We start from the raw sequence: 15,700 nt of genomic DNA on the forward strand, positions 1-15,700 counted from the left end.
CTCCGGTCACTTGGTGAGCACGAGTGCCGCGTTGTGGCCGCCGAAGCCGAGCGAGGTCTTGACCGCGCAGTCGAAGGCACCCTGCCTGGCCTCCTTGCTCACCACGTCGACGGGAATCCCTGGGTCGGGTGAGTCGAGGTTGGCGGTGGGCGGCACCCGTTGGTGCTGGAGGGCGAGGACGGTCAGCGCGGTCTCGATGCCGCCCGCCGCACCGAGTGTGTGCCCGGTCCTGGCCTTGGTGGAGGTGACGAGGGGGCGTTCGCCGAGTACCCGGTGGAGCATGGTCGCCTCGATGAGGTCGTTGGCGACGGTCGAGGTGCCGTGGGCGTTGACGTGGCCGATGTCCGCCGCGCCCAGTCCGGCGTCCGCCAGCGCGGTGCGCAGCGCCCGTTCGATGCCGAGGCCGTCGGGGTCGGGGGCGACGGCGGAGTGTGCGTCGCTGGAGGCCCCGTAACCGGCGATGTGCGCGCGGACGACGGCGCCGCGGGCCCGGGCGTGCCCGGGGTGCTCCATGACGAGGAGTCCGGCGCCCTCGCCGACGACGAAGCCGTCGCGGTGGGTGTCGAAGGGGCGGCAGGCCGCTTCCGGGTCGTCGCGGCGGGTGGACACGGCCTTCATCTGGCAGGCGCTGGCGATCAGCAGCCGGGAGCGGACCGATTCGGCGCCGCCGGCGACGACGATGTCGCAGGCCCCGGTGCGGAGCATCTGGTGGGCGGTGCCGATGGCGACGGTGCCGGACGAGCAGGCCGTGGAGACGGCCTGGCTCGGTCCGTGCACACCGAGGTCCGTGGCGACACTGCTCGCCGCGCTGTTGACGACGGTGAGCGGGGCGAGCTTCGGGGAGACCCGGCGAGCTCCGCGTTCGGTGAGGGCGATGTGCTGTTCCTCGTAGAAGGGCAGCCCGCCGTGCGCGGACCCGATGACGACGGCGACCCGGCCGCTGTCCCAGACCGAGGGGTCGAGTCCGGCATCGGCGACGGCCTCGCGGGCGGCGATCACCGCGAGCTGCGCGAAGCGGTCCATCAGCCGCTGCACGGCGACGCCCAGCACGGCCCGCGTATCGAGGCCGGGGACGGTGTACATGAAGTCGCAGGGCAGACCGTCGAGTTCGGGCAGGTGGTGGACGGACGGCACGCCTGCGGGGTCGCAGACCCCGTGCCAGGCGGCGTCCGCGCCGACGCCCGCGGCGGTGACCAGTCCGATGCCGGTGACCGCGGCGGCGAACGGCTCCAGGGGCGCCCTGCCCCACGACGGGGCGGTCCTGCGGCCCGTCACGCGGTGGCCTTGCCCTGCACGGCCGCGACGAGCCGGCCCACGGTGTCGCGCGAGGTGAGCGCGACGTCTTCCAGGTCGATGTCCATGCGGTCCTCGATCAGGAGCCGCAGCTCCTCCAGCGCCAGTGAATCCAGGCGCAGTTGACGGAGCGGCACTTCGGGGCGGATGGCGAGGGGGTCGGTTCCGAACTTCGTCACCAGCAGGGTGGTGATCTCTTCCGAGGCGCTCATGGGGCGCTCCTCCGCTTCGAACGCGGTGACGCCGGCCGCGTGGGGGTGGGGACAATGCCATCGGGGACGCCGGCTGCTCCGGAGGGACCCTTTATACGCCTTCACGGGCCGCTGCCCGCCTCGCGTTCCCCCGCGCGGTGGGGGGGAGCGACCATGTGTGCGAATCCCTGGTTCCGTCCGGGCGGGATGGCACTGGGCCCGGAGGGGGACCTACGAGGAGGGACGTACGACGATGACGCAAACGTTCAGGTCAGCCCGACGAAATGGGTGGCGGAGGAGCGGCCTTGCGCCAGCTCCATCAGGAAGCCGATGACACCGTCAGCCCCGCGCTTGCCCGCAGGGGACGCTGCGTCGGCCGGGAGCAGCGGGGAATCTGCGTGATGTGTCATGACGCTCAGGCTGGAGACCGGGCCGATCATGGAGTATCCGGCAGAAGGCTGTGATATCCCCGCCGACTGGAGGGTGCTACCCCGCCGTGTGGCTGGAGCTGCAGCTCGTCGGGCCGCCGGGGCTCTGCGTGGCTTTAGGGTTGAGTCGGCGTGGGTTGGACGGCATGGACGAAGGTGAGGCGGAGCGCGCGTGAACCGGGTGGTGCGGGTAGTGGTGGTGGACGACGAGGCACTGGTCCGCTCGGGCTTCGAACTCATTCTGGGCGCGTCCGAGGACATTGATGTCGTCGCGACCGCGAGCGGGGGCGACGCCGTGGAGACCGTCCGCCGGGAGCGGCCGGACGTGGTGCTGCTGGACATCCGGATGCCGGACGTCGACGGACTCACGGTGCTGCGCGAGCTGCGAACGATGCCGGACGCTCCGGTGGTGGCGATGCTCACGACGTTCGACGCCGACGAGTACATCCTGACCGCGCTGCACTGCGGCGCGGCCGGTTTCCTGCTCAAGGACACCGAGCCGGAGCAGCTCGCTCACCTGGTGCGCACCCTGGCCGCGGGCGGTGTGGTGCTGTCCCCCAAGGCGTCCCGGACCCTGCTGCACAGCCACCCCGGCACCGAGGCGGCCGTCGACGAGGAGGCGGCCCGCGTCCGGCTGCTCACCGCCCGCGAGCGCGACGTCCTCGTCCTGGTGGCGGAGGGCCTGTCGAACGCCGACATCGGGGCGCGCATCCACCTGGGTGCCGGCACGGTCAAGGACCACGTCAGCGCGATCCTCACGAAGCTTCGTGTGACGAGCCGGGTGCAGGCCGCGCTGCTGGCGCAGCGAGCTGGATTGCTCGACCCGCGCCCGCAGCCGGAGGCCAGACGGTGAGCCACGCCCCCGCACTGTGGCGGCGTGTTCCCGCGCCGGTCGTCGACATCCTTTTGGTGATGGTGGCGGCCGTGGACGTATGGCTGAACATGTGGGACCACACGCGCCTCGGTGTCGCGCTGGCTGCGGTCGGCTGCGCCGCGTTGGCTTTCCGGCGCAGGTTCCCGCTCGGCGTGTTCCTGCTCACCCTGCCCATCGCGCTGATGCAGGATGTCGCCGTCGCTGTGCTCGTGGCGCTGTTCACTCTGGCCGAACGCTCCCGCAACCGCCGTCTCCTCGCGGTGTGCGTCGCCCTGTCCGCCATCGCGAGCAGCACTCCGTGGCCCACCCTGGCCGAGGTCGACCGGACCATGACACTGGTCTTCTTCGTGTACGGCTTGGCGACCGCCGCGGCCCCGGTCCTCTTCGGCCAGCTTCTGCAGGCGCAACGGGACTTGGCGCGGCGGCTCGACGAGATCGAGGAGGCCAGGGAACACGAGCGGGCCCTGCACGCGCAGGCCGTGCTCGCCCGGGAACGCGCCCAGCTGGCCCGCGAGATGCACGACGTGGTATCCCACCAGGTCAGCCTGATCGCCGTACGGGCCGGGGCGTTGCAGGTCGCTACCAAGGACGCGGACGCCAAGGAGGCCGCCCGCACGATCCGTTCCCTGAGCGTCACCACACTCGACGAACTGCGCACCATGGTCACGCTGCTGCGCGCCTCCGGCGGCCACGCCACCGAGCTGACGCCTCAGCCCACCCTGGCCGACGTGCACAAACTCGTGGAGTCAAGCGGCACTCACGCAAAGTTGTCGGGTGAGCTTCCGCCCGCCGTGGGCACACCCGCGCAACGGGCCCTCTACCGCACCGTCCAAGAGGCGTTGACCAACGTCCGCAAGCACGCCCCCGGCGCCACGGCCCGCGTCGAGCTGTGGCAGGACGGTGGCGACGTCGGAGTGACCGTCGCCAACACCCCGCCCACGCGTCCTTCCCTGTCCCTGCCCGGTTCGCAGCAGGGCCTGGTCGGTCTGCGGGAACGGGCCGACATCCTGCACGGCACCCTGGAAGCGGGCCCGACCGCGGAGGGCGGCTACCGGGTGCGGCTGCGAATCCCGCTCAGCGCGGACTGACCGACCAGGGCCTCCTGCTGTCCCGTCGGCTTGCGCCGGCTCACGAGACTCGCTCGGGCTCCTTGCACTCCGCTTCGGGGGACCTTTTGCAGACGCGTGCCCTGCACTGCGCTACGCCCGGCCTGCGCGCACATCCAGCTCCCGGTCCTGACCATGTCCGGTGTATGCCGGGATGGCCCTGCGTATCGCGGCCCGAATCCGTCCGGCGTCCATGACGACGATCCGGTCGGCGCGTGTCACCGTCGACAGGCGGTGGGCCACCACCAGCACCGTGGTCTCGCGGGCCACCCCCGCGAGGACGTCCCGCAGCGCCAGTTCGTTGACGGCGTCGAGCTGCGAGGTCGCCTCGTCCAACAGCAGCAGCCGGGGCCGCCGCAGCAGGGCGCGGGCGATGGCGATGCGCTGCCGCTCGCCGCCCGACAGCTGCGAGCCGCGGTGTCCGACCGGGGTGTCCAGGCCGTGGGGCAGGCGCTCGACGAGGGTGTCGAGCTTCGTCCGTGCCAGGACGTCGCGGATGTCGTCGTCCGTCGCGCGGGGCGCCGCGAAGACCAGGTTCTCGCGCAGCGTGCCGGCCAGCACCGGAGCATCCTGCTCCACGTAGCCGATGGAGGACCGTAGCTCGGACAGGGACCAGTCCTGTACGTCCTTGCCGTCGACCAGGACCCGGCCGCCGGTGGCCTCGTAGAACCGCTCGATGAGCGCGAAGACCGTCGACTTGCCCCGCGCCGGAGGGGCCCACGAAGGCCGTCATCCCGGTGCCCGGTACCTCGAAACTCACCTGCTGATGGATGTACGGCAGGCCCGGACGGTAGCGGAAGGACACGTCCTCGAAGCGGACCGACGCCGGACCCGACACCGCTGCACGCTGCCTGGGCACGGTGCCCGTCTGCCGGGCGGGCGGCTCCGTCGACAGGCGTTCCACGAGCGCGATCCTGGAGATCGCGGCCGCCCCCTCCTGATAGTGGGACACGGCGTCGACCAGCTTGGACACCGGTTCGATCAGGTAGAAGAGGTACAGCAGGAAGGCAATGAGGGTGGATACGGGAATCTCCCCGGACGCCACCCGCGCCCCGCCGACCGCGAGCACCGCGAGGAAGGCCAGCTGTACGGCGAGTTCGTCCGCCGAGCCTGCCACGGACTCCCACTTCGCGCTCTTCACGCCGTGCCGCCACGCCCGCCGTGCCGCCGCATCCACCCGGGCGGTCTCCCGCTCCTCGGCACCGGACGCCTTCACCGTGCGAAACGCCCCGAAGACCCGCTCCAGCGCGATGGAGATCTCCCCGACCGCCTCCTGCGAGCGCTCGGTGGCGCGGGCGATTCTCGGCATCACCAGCGCGGCGGCCCCGCCGACCAGCACGACCACGCCGAGCGTCACACCCAGCAGCACGACGTCCAGGAACGCCATCATCACGATCGCCGCCACGAAGGCCACCGCGCCGGTGGCCGCGGAGACGACCGCCTGGGTGCTGACCGCCCGCAACAGCGTGGTGTCCGAGGTGACCCGGGACATAAGGTCACCCGGCGGGATCCGCTCCCACTCCGCGATCCGCAGCCGCAGCAACCGCCCCACAAGGGTGCGCCGCGCGGCCAGGACCACCGACTCCGCCGTCCGCTCCAGCACATACGCGCCGAACGCCTCGACCGCCGTGCCCAGCACCACCACCGCGGTGAGCGCGATCAGGATCCCGGCGACGGTCTCACCTGTCGCGAGCCGGTCCACCAGTGTCTTCGTGGCCAGCGGCTGCAGCAGTCCCCCGGCGGCCCCGACCAGGGCACACAGCAGGCCGAGAGCGACGGCCCCCCGGTGCGGGCGGACATACGCGTACAGTGCCTTGACCGTCTCTCGGGCGGACAGGGAAGTTTCATCCGTCGTCGGGGCGGATGCGGTGTTCACAACATTCCTTTCTTCTGCACTCTGCTCTTCTGCACTCTGCCGGGCACCGCATCAGCGGTCCGGCGCACCAGGGGTGAGCATGCGTCGGCTCAGGGGACAAGTCCGGCTGTGCTCGTGGCGAGGCTGTGCACCAACGCTTCGGAGACCTCAGGACGCACGACGAACAGGACGAAGGCGCCCGCCGCCAGCGTCGCGCCGAGGAACTCCAGAAACGCGCCCCCGCCAGGCATGACGTCCCGGCCCGGTACCCCGGCTGATGACCCGAGGGAAGTGTCGGGCTCCTTGTATCGCGCACGGTGTGTCATGCCTCCAGCCTGGAAGCCCTGCCGCCCCGCGCCCATCCGGCAACGGGCGGGTCCACCCCCGCCGAGTGGCTGGAAAAGACCGCCGTCCGGTAGCGCCGGACCGGTCGGGACGTGACTCCGCCGGTCGGCGGGGCGGTACCCGCCGATCGGCGGGGCCGTTACCGAAGCCTGCCGGATGGTCCGCCTCCTGACGTCCACGCGAGATTCTCCGTATGACAAAGTCGCAGCCGCTGCAGGAGACGTCAGCTCCGCAGGAGAACTCGCCTCCGCAGCCCCGAACCTCCCCCGAATCCGCCGTGCCGGCCTCGCCCGCTCCTTCGATGGGACGCCTCGTCGGGGTGGACCTGGCCCGCGCGCTGGCGGTGTTCGGCATGTACGTCGTGCACATCGGTCCCCCGCTGTCGGCCACGGACGGCGTCGCCAGCTGCGTCCGGTACATGGCGGACGGTCACTCGTCGGTCCTGTTCGCCACCCTCGCCGGGTTCTCACTGATGCTGCTCGCCGGCCGCCGGGAGCCGAAGACCGGCCTGGCCGGCCGGCAGGCGAAGGCCAGGATCGCGATCCGCGCCGTGGTCCTGCTCGCGCTGGGCACCGCGATGGCGATGGAATACGGGGGAGTGATCATCCTCGGCTTCTACGGGGTCTACTTCCTGCTGGCCCTGCCCCTGGTGCGACTGCCCGCCAAGACACTCGCGATCATCGCGGCCGCCCTCGCCCTCGTCACACCACAGCTGTCGTTCGCCCTGAGCTCGCTGCTGACCCAGCCGGTCCAGCAGAACATCAACGCCTACGACCCGCTCCACCGGCTCAGCGACGTGGGAGTGCTCGATCTCCTGTTCACCGGCTTCTACCCGACGATCACGTGGATATCGTTCGTGATCGCCGGTATGGCGCTGGCCCGCCTCGACCTGTCCCAGGCCGCCGTCCAGTGGCGCCTGGCCGCGCTCGGCGCCGCCCTCACCGTGGCCGCGTACGGCATGTCCTTGCTGCTGGCCGGCAAGGACGCGTTGGACAGCTTGGCGGAAGGCGGGCCGTCGTCCGGTAGCTCCGGGTCGATGTCCGGTAGCTCCGGATCGATGTCCCTCGACGGCGGGTCGTTCGAGCCCCAGGCATCGATGCTCTTGACAGCCGGGCCGCACAGCGCCACCACGTTCGACATCATCGGCAGCGTGGGAGTCGCGATCCTCGTGATCTTGGGCGCGACGGTGGCGATGGACCGCCTGCTGCGACTGCGCCGCCTGGCCAAACCGGTCATCGCCGTGGGGACCATGTCCCTGACGGCCTACGTGGGCCACTTCGTCGTACAGTCCGCGCTGTCCATGCCCAGCGGGACCAGCACCCAGCAGTCCTGGGTGCCGCTGCTCATGTTTGTCCTCGGGGCGATCGTGTTCGCCACGATCTGGTCCCGCTTCTTCCGCCGCGGGCCCCTGGAGTATCTGCTCAACGCCGCCACCAAGCCGGCGAAGCACATCCGATGAGGCCCGGCCGGGGTGGCTCGACCTCCACGTCCCACCCCGGCATGGACGGCTCGCAGATCCAGTTGTCACTGGGCGACCCGCGGCCTCCACCGGCTGCTCGACCGGCAGCGTGTGAACGGCCGGAAATCCGTTCTCGGCGGCGAGCCAGTCGCGGATTGCCGCCGAGCGACTGGGATGCCCAGCCGTTTGGGTCGAGCAGCGAGAGTGATGTGGCTGAGGTGCTGGCCCGGACGGATCCCAGGGAAGAGCCACGGAGCGGGCCCTGGGTCTCGCGGCGAACATCACCATCTGGCATCTGATGCTGGAGCAGGAGTGGAAGCAGGTGCTCGGGATTCCCGAGGACATGCGGACGTTCGCGGCCGTTCCGGTGGGGTGGCCGCAGGGAACCTTCGGTCCCGTGCGGCGCCGGCCGGTGGCGGACGTCATCCACCGGGACCGCTGGTAGCCGGGACGCCCCCGCCGGGCCGGCCTCTCCGTCCTCCCGGAGAAGGGGGCAACTGACTGGCTATCAATTAGCTTACGGGTTACGGGACTTCGCGACACGCCGCCATCAACGTGCCATTGTCAGGCCCCGACCACGTCGATAGCCTGGGCTTCCTGAACGGCCCTCGTACCCCCTCGGGTGCGAGGGCCGTTGCGCTCCCCCACCGAGCAGGAGCAGACATGCCCAGACGCACCGCCGTCCCTCCGAGGAGCCGGGCAGCCGTCCTGGCGGCTCTCACGGTGACCGCCCTCCTCGCGACGGGCTCCCCGGCCACCGCCGCACCGGCCGCGGACCCCATGAACCGGGCCTTCGCGCAGGCCGCCGAGGAGTACGGCGTGCCGCGCGATCTGCTCGCCGCCGTCGGCTACGGCGAGACCCACTTCGACGGCCATGCGGGTCGCCCCAGCCAGGCGGGCGGCTACGGCGTGATGCACCTCGTCAGCAACCCCGTCAACCGCTCGCTGGAACAGGCCGCGGCGCTGACGGGCGAGTCCGCCGCGAAGCTGCGCCGGGACACCGCGGCCAACATCCTGGGCGGCGCCGCCCTGCTGCGCAGCCACGCCGACGCGCTGGGGCTCGACCGCGCGGAGCGCGGTGACATCGACGCCTGGTACCCGGCCGTCGCCCGCTACAGCGGCGCGCGGGACGCCACCGCCGCCCTGTACGCGGACACGGTCTACACCTTCCTGGCCGAGGGGCTGCGCACGACGCTCCCCGGCGGCGAGCGGGTCACCGTCACCTCCCGGCCCGTCTCCCCCGAGAAGGGCGCCCTGGCCGCGGCCGGTGCCACCGCGATGAGCCCCGACTACCCCCCGGCCCTGTGGGTGCCGGCCAACTCGGCGAACTACACCAAGGGCCGTTCCGCCACGGTCGACAAGGTGGTCGTCCATGTCACGCAGGGCTCGTACGCGGGCACCATCAGCTGGTTCCAGAACCCTGCGTCCGAGGTCAGCGCGCACTACGTCGTCCGGTCCTCCGACGGCCAGACCACCCAGATGGTGCGCGACAGCGACACGGCGTGGCACGCGCGGAGCGCCAATGCCTCGTCGCTCGGGATCGAGCACGAGGGATGGGTCGACAACCCTTCGTGGTTCACCGACCCGATGTACCGCTCGTCCGCCGCGCTGACCAAGCACCTCTGCGACCGGTACGGGATTCCGAAGGACCGGGCGCACATCATCGGGCACAGCGAGGCGCCAGGAAACGACCACACCGATCCGGGTGTGCACTGGAACTGGGACTACTACATGCAGCTCGTCGGCGGTGACACCGGCGGCGGGGGCGGCAGTGACGGGCTGACCTTCACCTCGTACACCACGCAGCAGTACGGCTCAACGGGACCGCAGGTCACGGCAATTCAGCGACTGCTCACCACCCAGGGGTACGAACCAGGCGCCGCTGACGGGGAGTTCGGCCCCGCCACGAAGAGCGCCGCACAGGCGTTCCAGCAGGCCCGGGGGCTGACCGCCGACGGCATCGTCGGCCCGAAGACGTGGACCGCGCTGCTGTCGGCCGGGACCACTCCGCCGCTCTCCCAGGGCAGTTCCGGGGACGCGGTGAAGCGGCTCCAGCGCTCACTGACGGCGGCGCTCGGCTCCACGGTGTCCGCCGACGGCGGCTTCGGCCCGGCGACGGACACGGCCGTGCGCAGTTACCAGAGCACCCGGGGACTCACCGTCGACGGCAGCGTGGGCACGGTCACCTGGGCGGCGCTGCAGGCAGGACGCTGAACCGGCCGTCACGGGCTTCCCGGATAGCCGGTCTCCTTGATGTCGTCGGCCAGGTCCGCGAGGGTGAGCTCCGGGTTGAGCGCCGCGACCACCTCGGCGGTCAGTGGCCGGAGGCCGTACACATGGCGCACGGCGGCCGGGTCGAGGGTGACTTCGTAGTAGTCCTCGGCCCATTCCAGGTAGGCCTCCGGGGTACCCGCGACGAGGAGCTGGAACAGGTAGTCCGCGCCGTCCGCGCCCTCCCCCTCCTCGGGGAAGTCGATGTCGCCCGTACGCCACGCGCTGTCCGCGGTCTCCCGCCACAGGCACGCCGTCACCAGGGGCGCGCCGGACTCGTCGCCGAAGGACGGCTCCTCCACGAAGGGCCGGAAGACGGGCGGGACGTCGTCGAGCACTCCGGGCCAGAGCACGTCGTCGACGTAGGGGCTCATCGGCGATTCGTGATCGAAGCCGCGGGCGTACGCTCCGGCGGGCGAGAACACGATCGAGTACTCGTCACCCGAACCGTTCCGCATCGAGGCCATCTCCAGCGGCTGTTCACCCGACGCGGACCACTGCGCGTCGTAGCTGTGCCACCGGTCGGACCACTCGGGGCACAGGACCGCGTCCAGCATCGCCATGGCACGGCAGAGGTCGCTGAGGGCGGATATCCCGGGAAGGTGACGGGCGACGTCGTAAACGCTCATGGCACCATCCAACCGCACGGTCCCGGTCAGGCGAGCAGCGCCTCTCGCCAGGGCTCCCGGACCGCCGACAGTTCCGCCTGATATCCGAGTCGCCGAGGTCCAGGTCCTCCACGAGGAGGTCCCGGCCCTCGTACGTGGCGCCAACACAAAAAGAGGGTGGCTCCGCACCCCTGCGCGGGATGCGGAGCCACCCGGAAACGTGCCTCTCAGCAGGTCACTTCAGACCGAAGGCCCGAATGATCTCCTGGTCGACGGCGAGGCCGCCGGAGCCCTCGGCGTGCGCCTTGAGCGATACGAAGCCGCCCGCCTTCGCCGGGGTCCTGAACTGCGCGGTCCACTCACCCGTCGCGCTCTCGCGCAGCTGCACGGGCGCCCAGTTCTTGCCGTCGTCGTAGCTGACCGACAGCGTGGCCTCGTCGGCCTTCACCGCACCGTCCAGCCACTCCTGCGTACCGGAGGCGAGTCCGAGCTCGGTCCACTGCCCGGCCTTGACGTCACCGGCCAGGTCGGTGTCGACGTCGAAGTCCAGCTGGAGCATCGGAATGTCGGCCTGGTACGGGCCGTTGGGGTCCATGGCGCCGGAGACGAAGCTCCACTCGCTGTGGGTCCGCGTCGACGTCTTCCACACCTCGCCGTCGCGGGCGGAGTCGATGACGAGCCGGTACGGGACCTTCTCGGGCGACAGGTTCCCGGCGTAGCCGGCCCGGCCCGCGCCCTTCCTGATCAGCGTGTCGCCCTGGTAGAAGGCGTACGACGTGGTGTCGTACTCGTCCTCGGGCATCGAGCCGGAGTGGCCCGCGCCGGAGTCCGTCCACGCCGTGATGTTGAACTGCATGTTGTTGTACGTCGTGCGGAACGGACCCCAGTAGCCGGTGCCGAGCCGCGGGCGGGTGACCGGCGCGAACCACTCGGCCTTGTAACTGCGGCCCGCCTTGTAGTCCATGTCGGTGCTGCGCATCTCCGCGGCGACATCCGTGGCGTCGGCGTTCAGGACCGAGTGGTTCTCGTACCAGAAGGAGTCGCCCGGCAGCGGGTTGACCCACTCCGTGCGGACGCTCGGGAACTTCTCGTACTCCTCGAAGCCGACACCGGGACCGTAGTCCGGGATGTCGTAGCGGAAGCCGCCGCCGAGCGTGGCCTTGTGGCCGTAGAAGGTGTTCTCCACCTTCGCCAGTTCGTCGGTCTCCGGGGCGAACGCCAGCGAACGGTCCGGGATGGCGCCGTCGTGACGGTCGACCAGGTCGTAGACGTAGCTCGCGAACCTCCGCTGGTCGACGTCGATGTCCTTGCCGCGCTTCGCGGCGTCGATCAGCGTCTGTCCTGCGATGCGCTGCATCGAGGCGACCGGGATGGCGGCCTCCTCGCCCCAGGGGACGTAGCTCTCCATCGGGACCCCGCGCCCGTCGTTGACGACGAAGAGCACCGTGGCCCCCGCGGCAACTGCGTTGGCCAGCCGGTCGGCGGGAGCGACCGCGTCGCTGCGGTTGATGACGACGGCCTTGCCCTTGACGTTCAGGCCCTCGTAGTCGGCCGCTGCGCCGTTGCCGGCGAAGACGCCGGTGAGTTCCTGCTCGCTGTTCTCGGCGACGACCGAGCCGCCCTGGACGGTGACCGGGACGTCACGGCCGTCGGCCGACACGTCGATCAGTTCTTCGCTCCGGCGCCAGCGGGTGAGGAAGCTGAAGCTGCCCTGGGTGACCTTCTCGGTCGGGCTCGCCCACAGCTGGTCGTACGTCAGCGGGATCCGGAACAGGTCGCGCTGGACGGTGCCGTCCGGGGCGGTGCGTGCCATGTCATACCGCAGCTGGCGCGTCTCCGTCTCCTTCGGCGTCCGCACGCTGACCTTGCGGGCCTTGGAGGCGTCGAGGGTGACGGTGGTGGGCTTGTCGAGGATCGTCTCGGGCGCCGCGAGGAAGGCCACGGCCTTGGAGTCCGCGCGGTCACCGTCGATGTCCACGGAGCTCCAGGCGGTGTAGTTGCCCGGGGGCAGCCGCAGCGTGGTCTCACCGGAGACCGCGACGACACCGAGATTGACGTCGCCGAGTGCCGCGATGACGACGTATCCGTCCATCGGCTCGCCCGCACGGTCACGGAGCCGGAGCGTCAGGTCGTAGAGCTCCTGCTCCTTGTTGATCGCGAATCCGGTGTGCGCGACGGTGGTGCCCGCCGCGCTCCTGGCGGTGACCTGGCCGGAGAACTGGGTGTTGTTCGGGACCTTCGACGGGTCCAGCGAGAGGACGGCATCGGCGGTGGAGCCCGCCGGGACCGTGAGCTTCGGCGTGGACAGCGTGTACGCCGCCGAGTCCGTGCCGGTCGACAGGTCCAGCGTGACGTCCTCGGCCCCGGTGTTGCGGTAGGTGATCTTCCGCTCGGCGACCGGGTCGGTCGTCGCGTGCGGCCAGTCGTAGGACGCGACCTCGACGGAACCGGTGGCCTCGACCGTCGTGTCGATCGCCGCCTTCACGTCCAGGCGCCCCGTGCCCTGCTCGTACGGGGTGTAGTCGGGCAGATCCTTCGACGAGCTCATCAGCGCGTCCTTGATGCGCTGGCCGCTCCAGTCGGGGTGGCGCTGCTTCAGTACGGCCGCGGCGCCCGCGACGTGCGGGGTGGCCATCGACGTACCGGACATCTGCTGGTACATGCCCTCGATGCCGGGGACCGACTGCGAGGCGGCCGCGTTGATGCCGACGCCCGGGGCGGACAGGTCGGGCTTCAGGCCGTGGGACCTGACCAGCGGGCCCATGGAGGAGAAGGCCGCGCGGCCGTCCTCCTTGTCGACGGCGGCGACCGTGAGCGCCTTCTGCGCCGAACCGGGCGAACCGATGGTGCCCGCGCCGTACGCGTTTCCGGCGGCGATCACGAACAGCGGACCGCCGTCCGCCGACAGCGCGTTCACGGCCTGCGACATGGGGTCGGTGCCGTCGTCCGGCACCGACGAGCCGAGGCTCATGGAGACGACGTCGGCCCCTTCGGCCTTGGCCCATTCCATCGCGGCGATGATCCCGGAGTCAGCGCCGGAGCCCCCGTCGCTGAGGACCTTGCCGACGAGCAGGCCGGCGCCCGGCGCCACGCCCTTGTTCGCGCCGCCCGATGCGGCGCCGGAACCCGCGATGGTCGAGGCGACGTGCGTACCGTGGCCGTGCTTGTCGTCGACCTCCTCGCCGGGCACGAAGCTCTTCGTGCCGAGGATGCGGTCCTTGACGTCGGGGTGGGTCGCGTCGATGCCCGTGTCGAGCACGGCGACCTTGGTGCCGTTGCCGTCGTAACCCTCGGCCCACGCCTGCGGGGCGTTGACCTGCGGCACCGAATCCGCGAGCAGCGCTTCGGCGCGGCCGTCCAGCCACAGCTTCGCGAGGCCGTTGTCCAGCGAACGGGCCGTCTCCGTACGGGCGATGTCGTTCCAGAAGGCCCGCGCCTCGTCCTTGTCGGCCTTCAGCGCGGCGCCGTTGATGGAGCCGAGCGTGCGGACCGTCTCGCTCCCGCGCGGGGCGGCGGGCAGTGAACGCCCCTTGCTCTCCGGGTACGTGGCGATCAGCGGGATGGCGCCCGAGCTCTTGTCGTCGTACCCCATCTCCACCAGGGCGGAGACGTTGAAGAGCCGGCGGTCGAGCTTCCCCGCCGCAAGCAGCGCGGTCGTCTCGTCGGGCAGGACGTAGATGTCGTCGCCCGCCTGCTGCACATGGACGCCGCCGGTCGCGCCGTCGGGCCGGTCCACCGTGACGGTGTCCTGCTTCCCGGCACCGTCCACGTAGTGCACGACGTCGCCGGTGATCAGGGTGAGGTCGTGGCTCTCGGGCTGTGCCTGCTTGCGGCCTTCGGCCGCGCGCGGCTGGGGGACTGCGGAAGCGGAACCCGCCGCAGGAAGCATCACGCCGCTCACGAGAGCGACCGAGGTCGCTATGAGCAGGGCTCTGCGTCCCGCGCGAGCGGATCTCGCCCGGCCGGAAACGGAGGAGGAAGAAAGTGTCATGCAGCTGATGTACCGGCAAAAGCACGGCCACAGCCGGGTTCAGAGCTGGCGTGAAGCCGCCGTGGCGGTAACCCGCCCGGGAACGACCAGGACCAAGAGGTTCATTCAGGCCACCGAGGCGAGCGAAGGACCGCCCTCGTGGTGGATCGGGGTGTGGGCGCCGGTGAGCGGGCGTCCGCTGCCGCCGCGCCGTTCGGCGACGATCTCGGCGGCGATCGACAGGGCGGTCTCCTCGGGCGTACGGGCTCCGAGGTCGAGGCCGATCGGCGAGTGCAGCCGGGCCAGTTCCGCTTCGGTGACGCCTGCCTCGCGCAGCCGCTCGTTGCGGTCGAGGTGGGTACGGCGCGAGCCCATCGCCCCGACGTAGGCGACCGGCAGCTTCAACGCCGCTTCGAGCAGCGGCACATCGAATTTGGCGTCGTGCGTGAGGACGCACAGGACGGTGCGCGCGTCGACGTCGGTCGCCGCGAGATAGCGGTGCGGCCATTCGACGACGATCTCGTCGGCCTCCGGGAAGCGGGCTCCGGTGGCGAAGACCGGCCGGGCGTCGCAGAGGGTGACCCGGTAGCCGAGGAACTTGCCGGCCCGGACCAGCGCCGAGGCGAAGTCGATGGCCCCGAACACGATCATGCGGGGCGGCGGAACGCTCGACTCGACGAGCAGGGTGACGGGCTCACCGCACCGCGAGCCCTCGGCCCCGATGACGAGGGAGCCGGTGCGTCCCGCGTCGAGCATCGCGCGGGCCTCGGCCACCGCGGTGCGGTCGAGCTCGGGATGTCCGCCGAGCCCGCCCTCGTACGCCCCGTCGGGGTGGACGAGGAGCGGGCGGCCGAGCATTTCGGCGGGCCCGTCGGTGATCCGCGCGACCGCTGCCGCCGTCCCCTCCGCGGCGGCCGCGAGCGCTGCGGCGAACACCGGGCGCGCGGGATCGTCCGCGCGCACCGGCGTAACCAGGATGTCGATGATGCCGCCGCAGGTCAGACCGACCGCGAAGGCGTCCTCGTCGCTGTAGCCGAACTGCTCCCGGACGGTCCTGCCGTCGTCGAGGGCCTGCTGGCACAGCTCGTACACCGCGCCCTCCACACATCCGCCGGAGACCGATCCGATCGCCGTGCCGTCACGGTCGACGGCGAGGGCGGCGCCCGGCTGCCGGGGCGCGCTGCCGCCGACCGCCACCACGGTGGCGACGGCGAACTCGCGTCCCTGCCCGACCCACCGGTGAAGCTCTTCGGCGATGTCCAGCATGGCGTGTCTCCTTAAGCAGAGGCGGAGGGGGCGG

General features: G+C 71.1%; 11 protein-coding genes and 2 pseudogenes. 5 read left to right on the forward strand and 8 right to left on the reverse strand.

Features of this window, described 5'->3' with window-relative positions; genetic code table 11:
- Nucleotides 1-6 precede the first annotated feature (6 nt).
- The 3 genes from ACFT7S_RS00840 to ACFT7S_RS00850 all read right to left on the reverse strand — a co-directional run bounded on the left by ACFT7S_RS00840 (nt 7) and on the right by ACFT7S_RS00850 (nt 1,894).
- Nucleotides 7-1,275, reverse strand: a complete 1,269-nt coding sequence (locus ACFT7S_RS00840; RefSeq protein ID WP_382725149.1) for a beta-ketoacyl-[acyl-carrier-protein] synthase family protein — start codon at nt 1,273-1,275, stop codon at nt 7-9.
- Nucleotides 1,272-1,505, reverse strand: a complete 234-nt coding sequence (locus tag ACFT7S_RS00845) for an acyl carrier protein (protein ID WP_382725150.1) — start codon at nt 1,503-1,505, stop codon at nt 1,272-1,274. The genes ACFT7S_RS00840 and ACFT7S_RS00845 overlap by 4 nt, the downstream gene beginning before the upstream one ends.
- Nucleotides 1,506-1,750: 245 nt before the next feature.
- Complete coding sequence (locus ACFT7S_RS00850; protein ID WP_382725152.1) at nt 1,751-1,894, reverse strand: hypothetical protein; 144 nt, start codon at nt 1,892-1,894, stop codon at nt 1,751-1,753.
- A 211-nt stretch (nt 1,895-2,105) separates the two neighbouring features.
- Here ACFT7S_RS00850 and ACFT7S_RS00855 point away from each other — a divergent pair, with 211 nt between their 5' ends.
- The gene (locus ACFT7S_RS00855; RefSeq protein ID WP_382725877.1) at nt 2,106-2,765 is read left to right on the forward strand and encodes a response regulator; all 660 of its coding nucleotides are present in this window, start codon (nt 2,106-2,108) and stop codon (nt 2,763-2,765) included.
- Entirely contained in the window at nt 2,762-3,874 is a 1,113-nt protein-coding gene (locus tag ACFT7S_RS00860; RefSeq protein ID WP_382725154.1) for a sensor histidine kinase, read from the forward strand. Before ACFT7S_RS00855 ends, ACFT7S_RS00860 begins: the two co-directional genes overlap by 4 nt.
- Before the next feature lie 189 nt (nt 3,875-4,063).
- Here ACFT7S_RS00860 and ACFT7S_RS00865 read toward each other — a convergent pair.
- Both ACFT7S_RS00865 and ACFT7S_RS00870 read right to left on the reverse strand, forming a co-directional pair.
- A pseudogene (locus tag ACFT7S_RS00865) lies at nt 4,064-5,768 on the reverse strand (ABC transporter ATP-binding protein); the annotation flags it as partial.
- 89 nt (nt 5,769-5,857) lie between these two features.
- Entirely contained in the window at nt 5,858-6,073 is a 216-nt protein-coding gene (locus ACFT7S_RS00870; protein ID WP_382725155.1) for a hypothetical protein, read from the reverse strand.
- Between the two features lie 212 nt (nt 6,074-6,285).
- Between ACFT7S_RS00870 and ACFT7S_RS00875 the strand changes: the two genes are divergently transcribed.
- The 3 genes and pseudogenes from ACFT7S_RS00875 to ACFT7S_RS00885 all read left to right on the forward strand — a co-directional run bounded on the left by ACFT7S_RS00875 (nt 6,286) and on the right by ACFT7S_RS00885 (nt 9,765).
- On the forward strand, nt 6,286-7,551 hold the full coding sequence (locus ACFT7S_RS00875) for a DUF418 domain-containing protein (RefSeq protein WP_382725157.1): 1,266 nt from the start codon (nt 6,286-6,288) through the stop codon (nt 7,549-7,551).
- A gap of 256 nt (nt 7,552-7,807) precedes the next feature.
- Nucleotides 7,808-7,996: pseudogene (locus ACFT7S_RS00880) on the forward strand (nitroreductase); the annotation flags it as partial.
- A 218-nt stretch (nt 7,997-8,214) separates the two neighbouring features.
- Complete coding sequence (locus ACFT7S_RS00885; protein ID WP_382725159.1) at nt 8,215-9,765, forward strand: peptidoglycan-binding protein; 1,551 nt, start codon at nt 8,215-8,217, stop codon at nt 9,763-9,765.
- Nucleotides 9,766-9,773: 8 nt separating this feature from the next.
- On the opposite strand, the gene ACFT7S_RS00890 is transcribed toward ACFT7S_RS00885, so the two are convergent.
- From ACFT7S_RS00890 to ACFT7S_RS00900, 3 genes are all read right to left on the reverse strand, one after another.
- Entirely contained in the window at nt 9,774-10,451 is a 678-nt protein-coding gene (locus ACFT7S_RS00890) for a hypothetical protein (RefSeq protein ID WP_382725160.1), read from the reverse strand.
- Nucleotides 10,452-10,665: 214 nt separating this feature from the next.
- On the reverse strand, nt 10,666-14,319 hold the full coding sequence (locus ACFT7S_RS00895) for a S8 family serine peptidase (protein WP_382725879.1): 3,654 nt from the start codon (nt 14,317-14,319) through the stop codon (nt 10,666-10,668).
- Between the two features lie 207 nt (nt 14,320-14,526).
- On the reverse strand, nt 14,527-15,666 hold the full coding sequence (locus ACFT7S_RS00900; RefSeq protein WP_382725162.1) for an XdhC family protein: 1,140 nt from the start codon (nt 15,664-15,666) through the stop codon (nt 14,527-14,529).
- Between the last annotated feature and the right edge of the window lie 34 nt (nt 15,667-15,700).

It is taken from the genome of Streptomyces sp. NPDC057136 (assembly GCF_042670885.1).
Classification (GTDB): domain Bacteria; phylum Actinomycetota; class Actinomycetes; order Streptomycetales; family Streptomycetaceae; genus Streptomyces.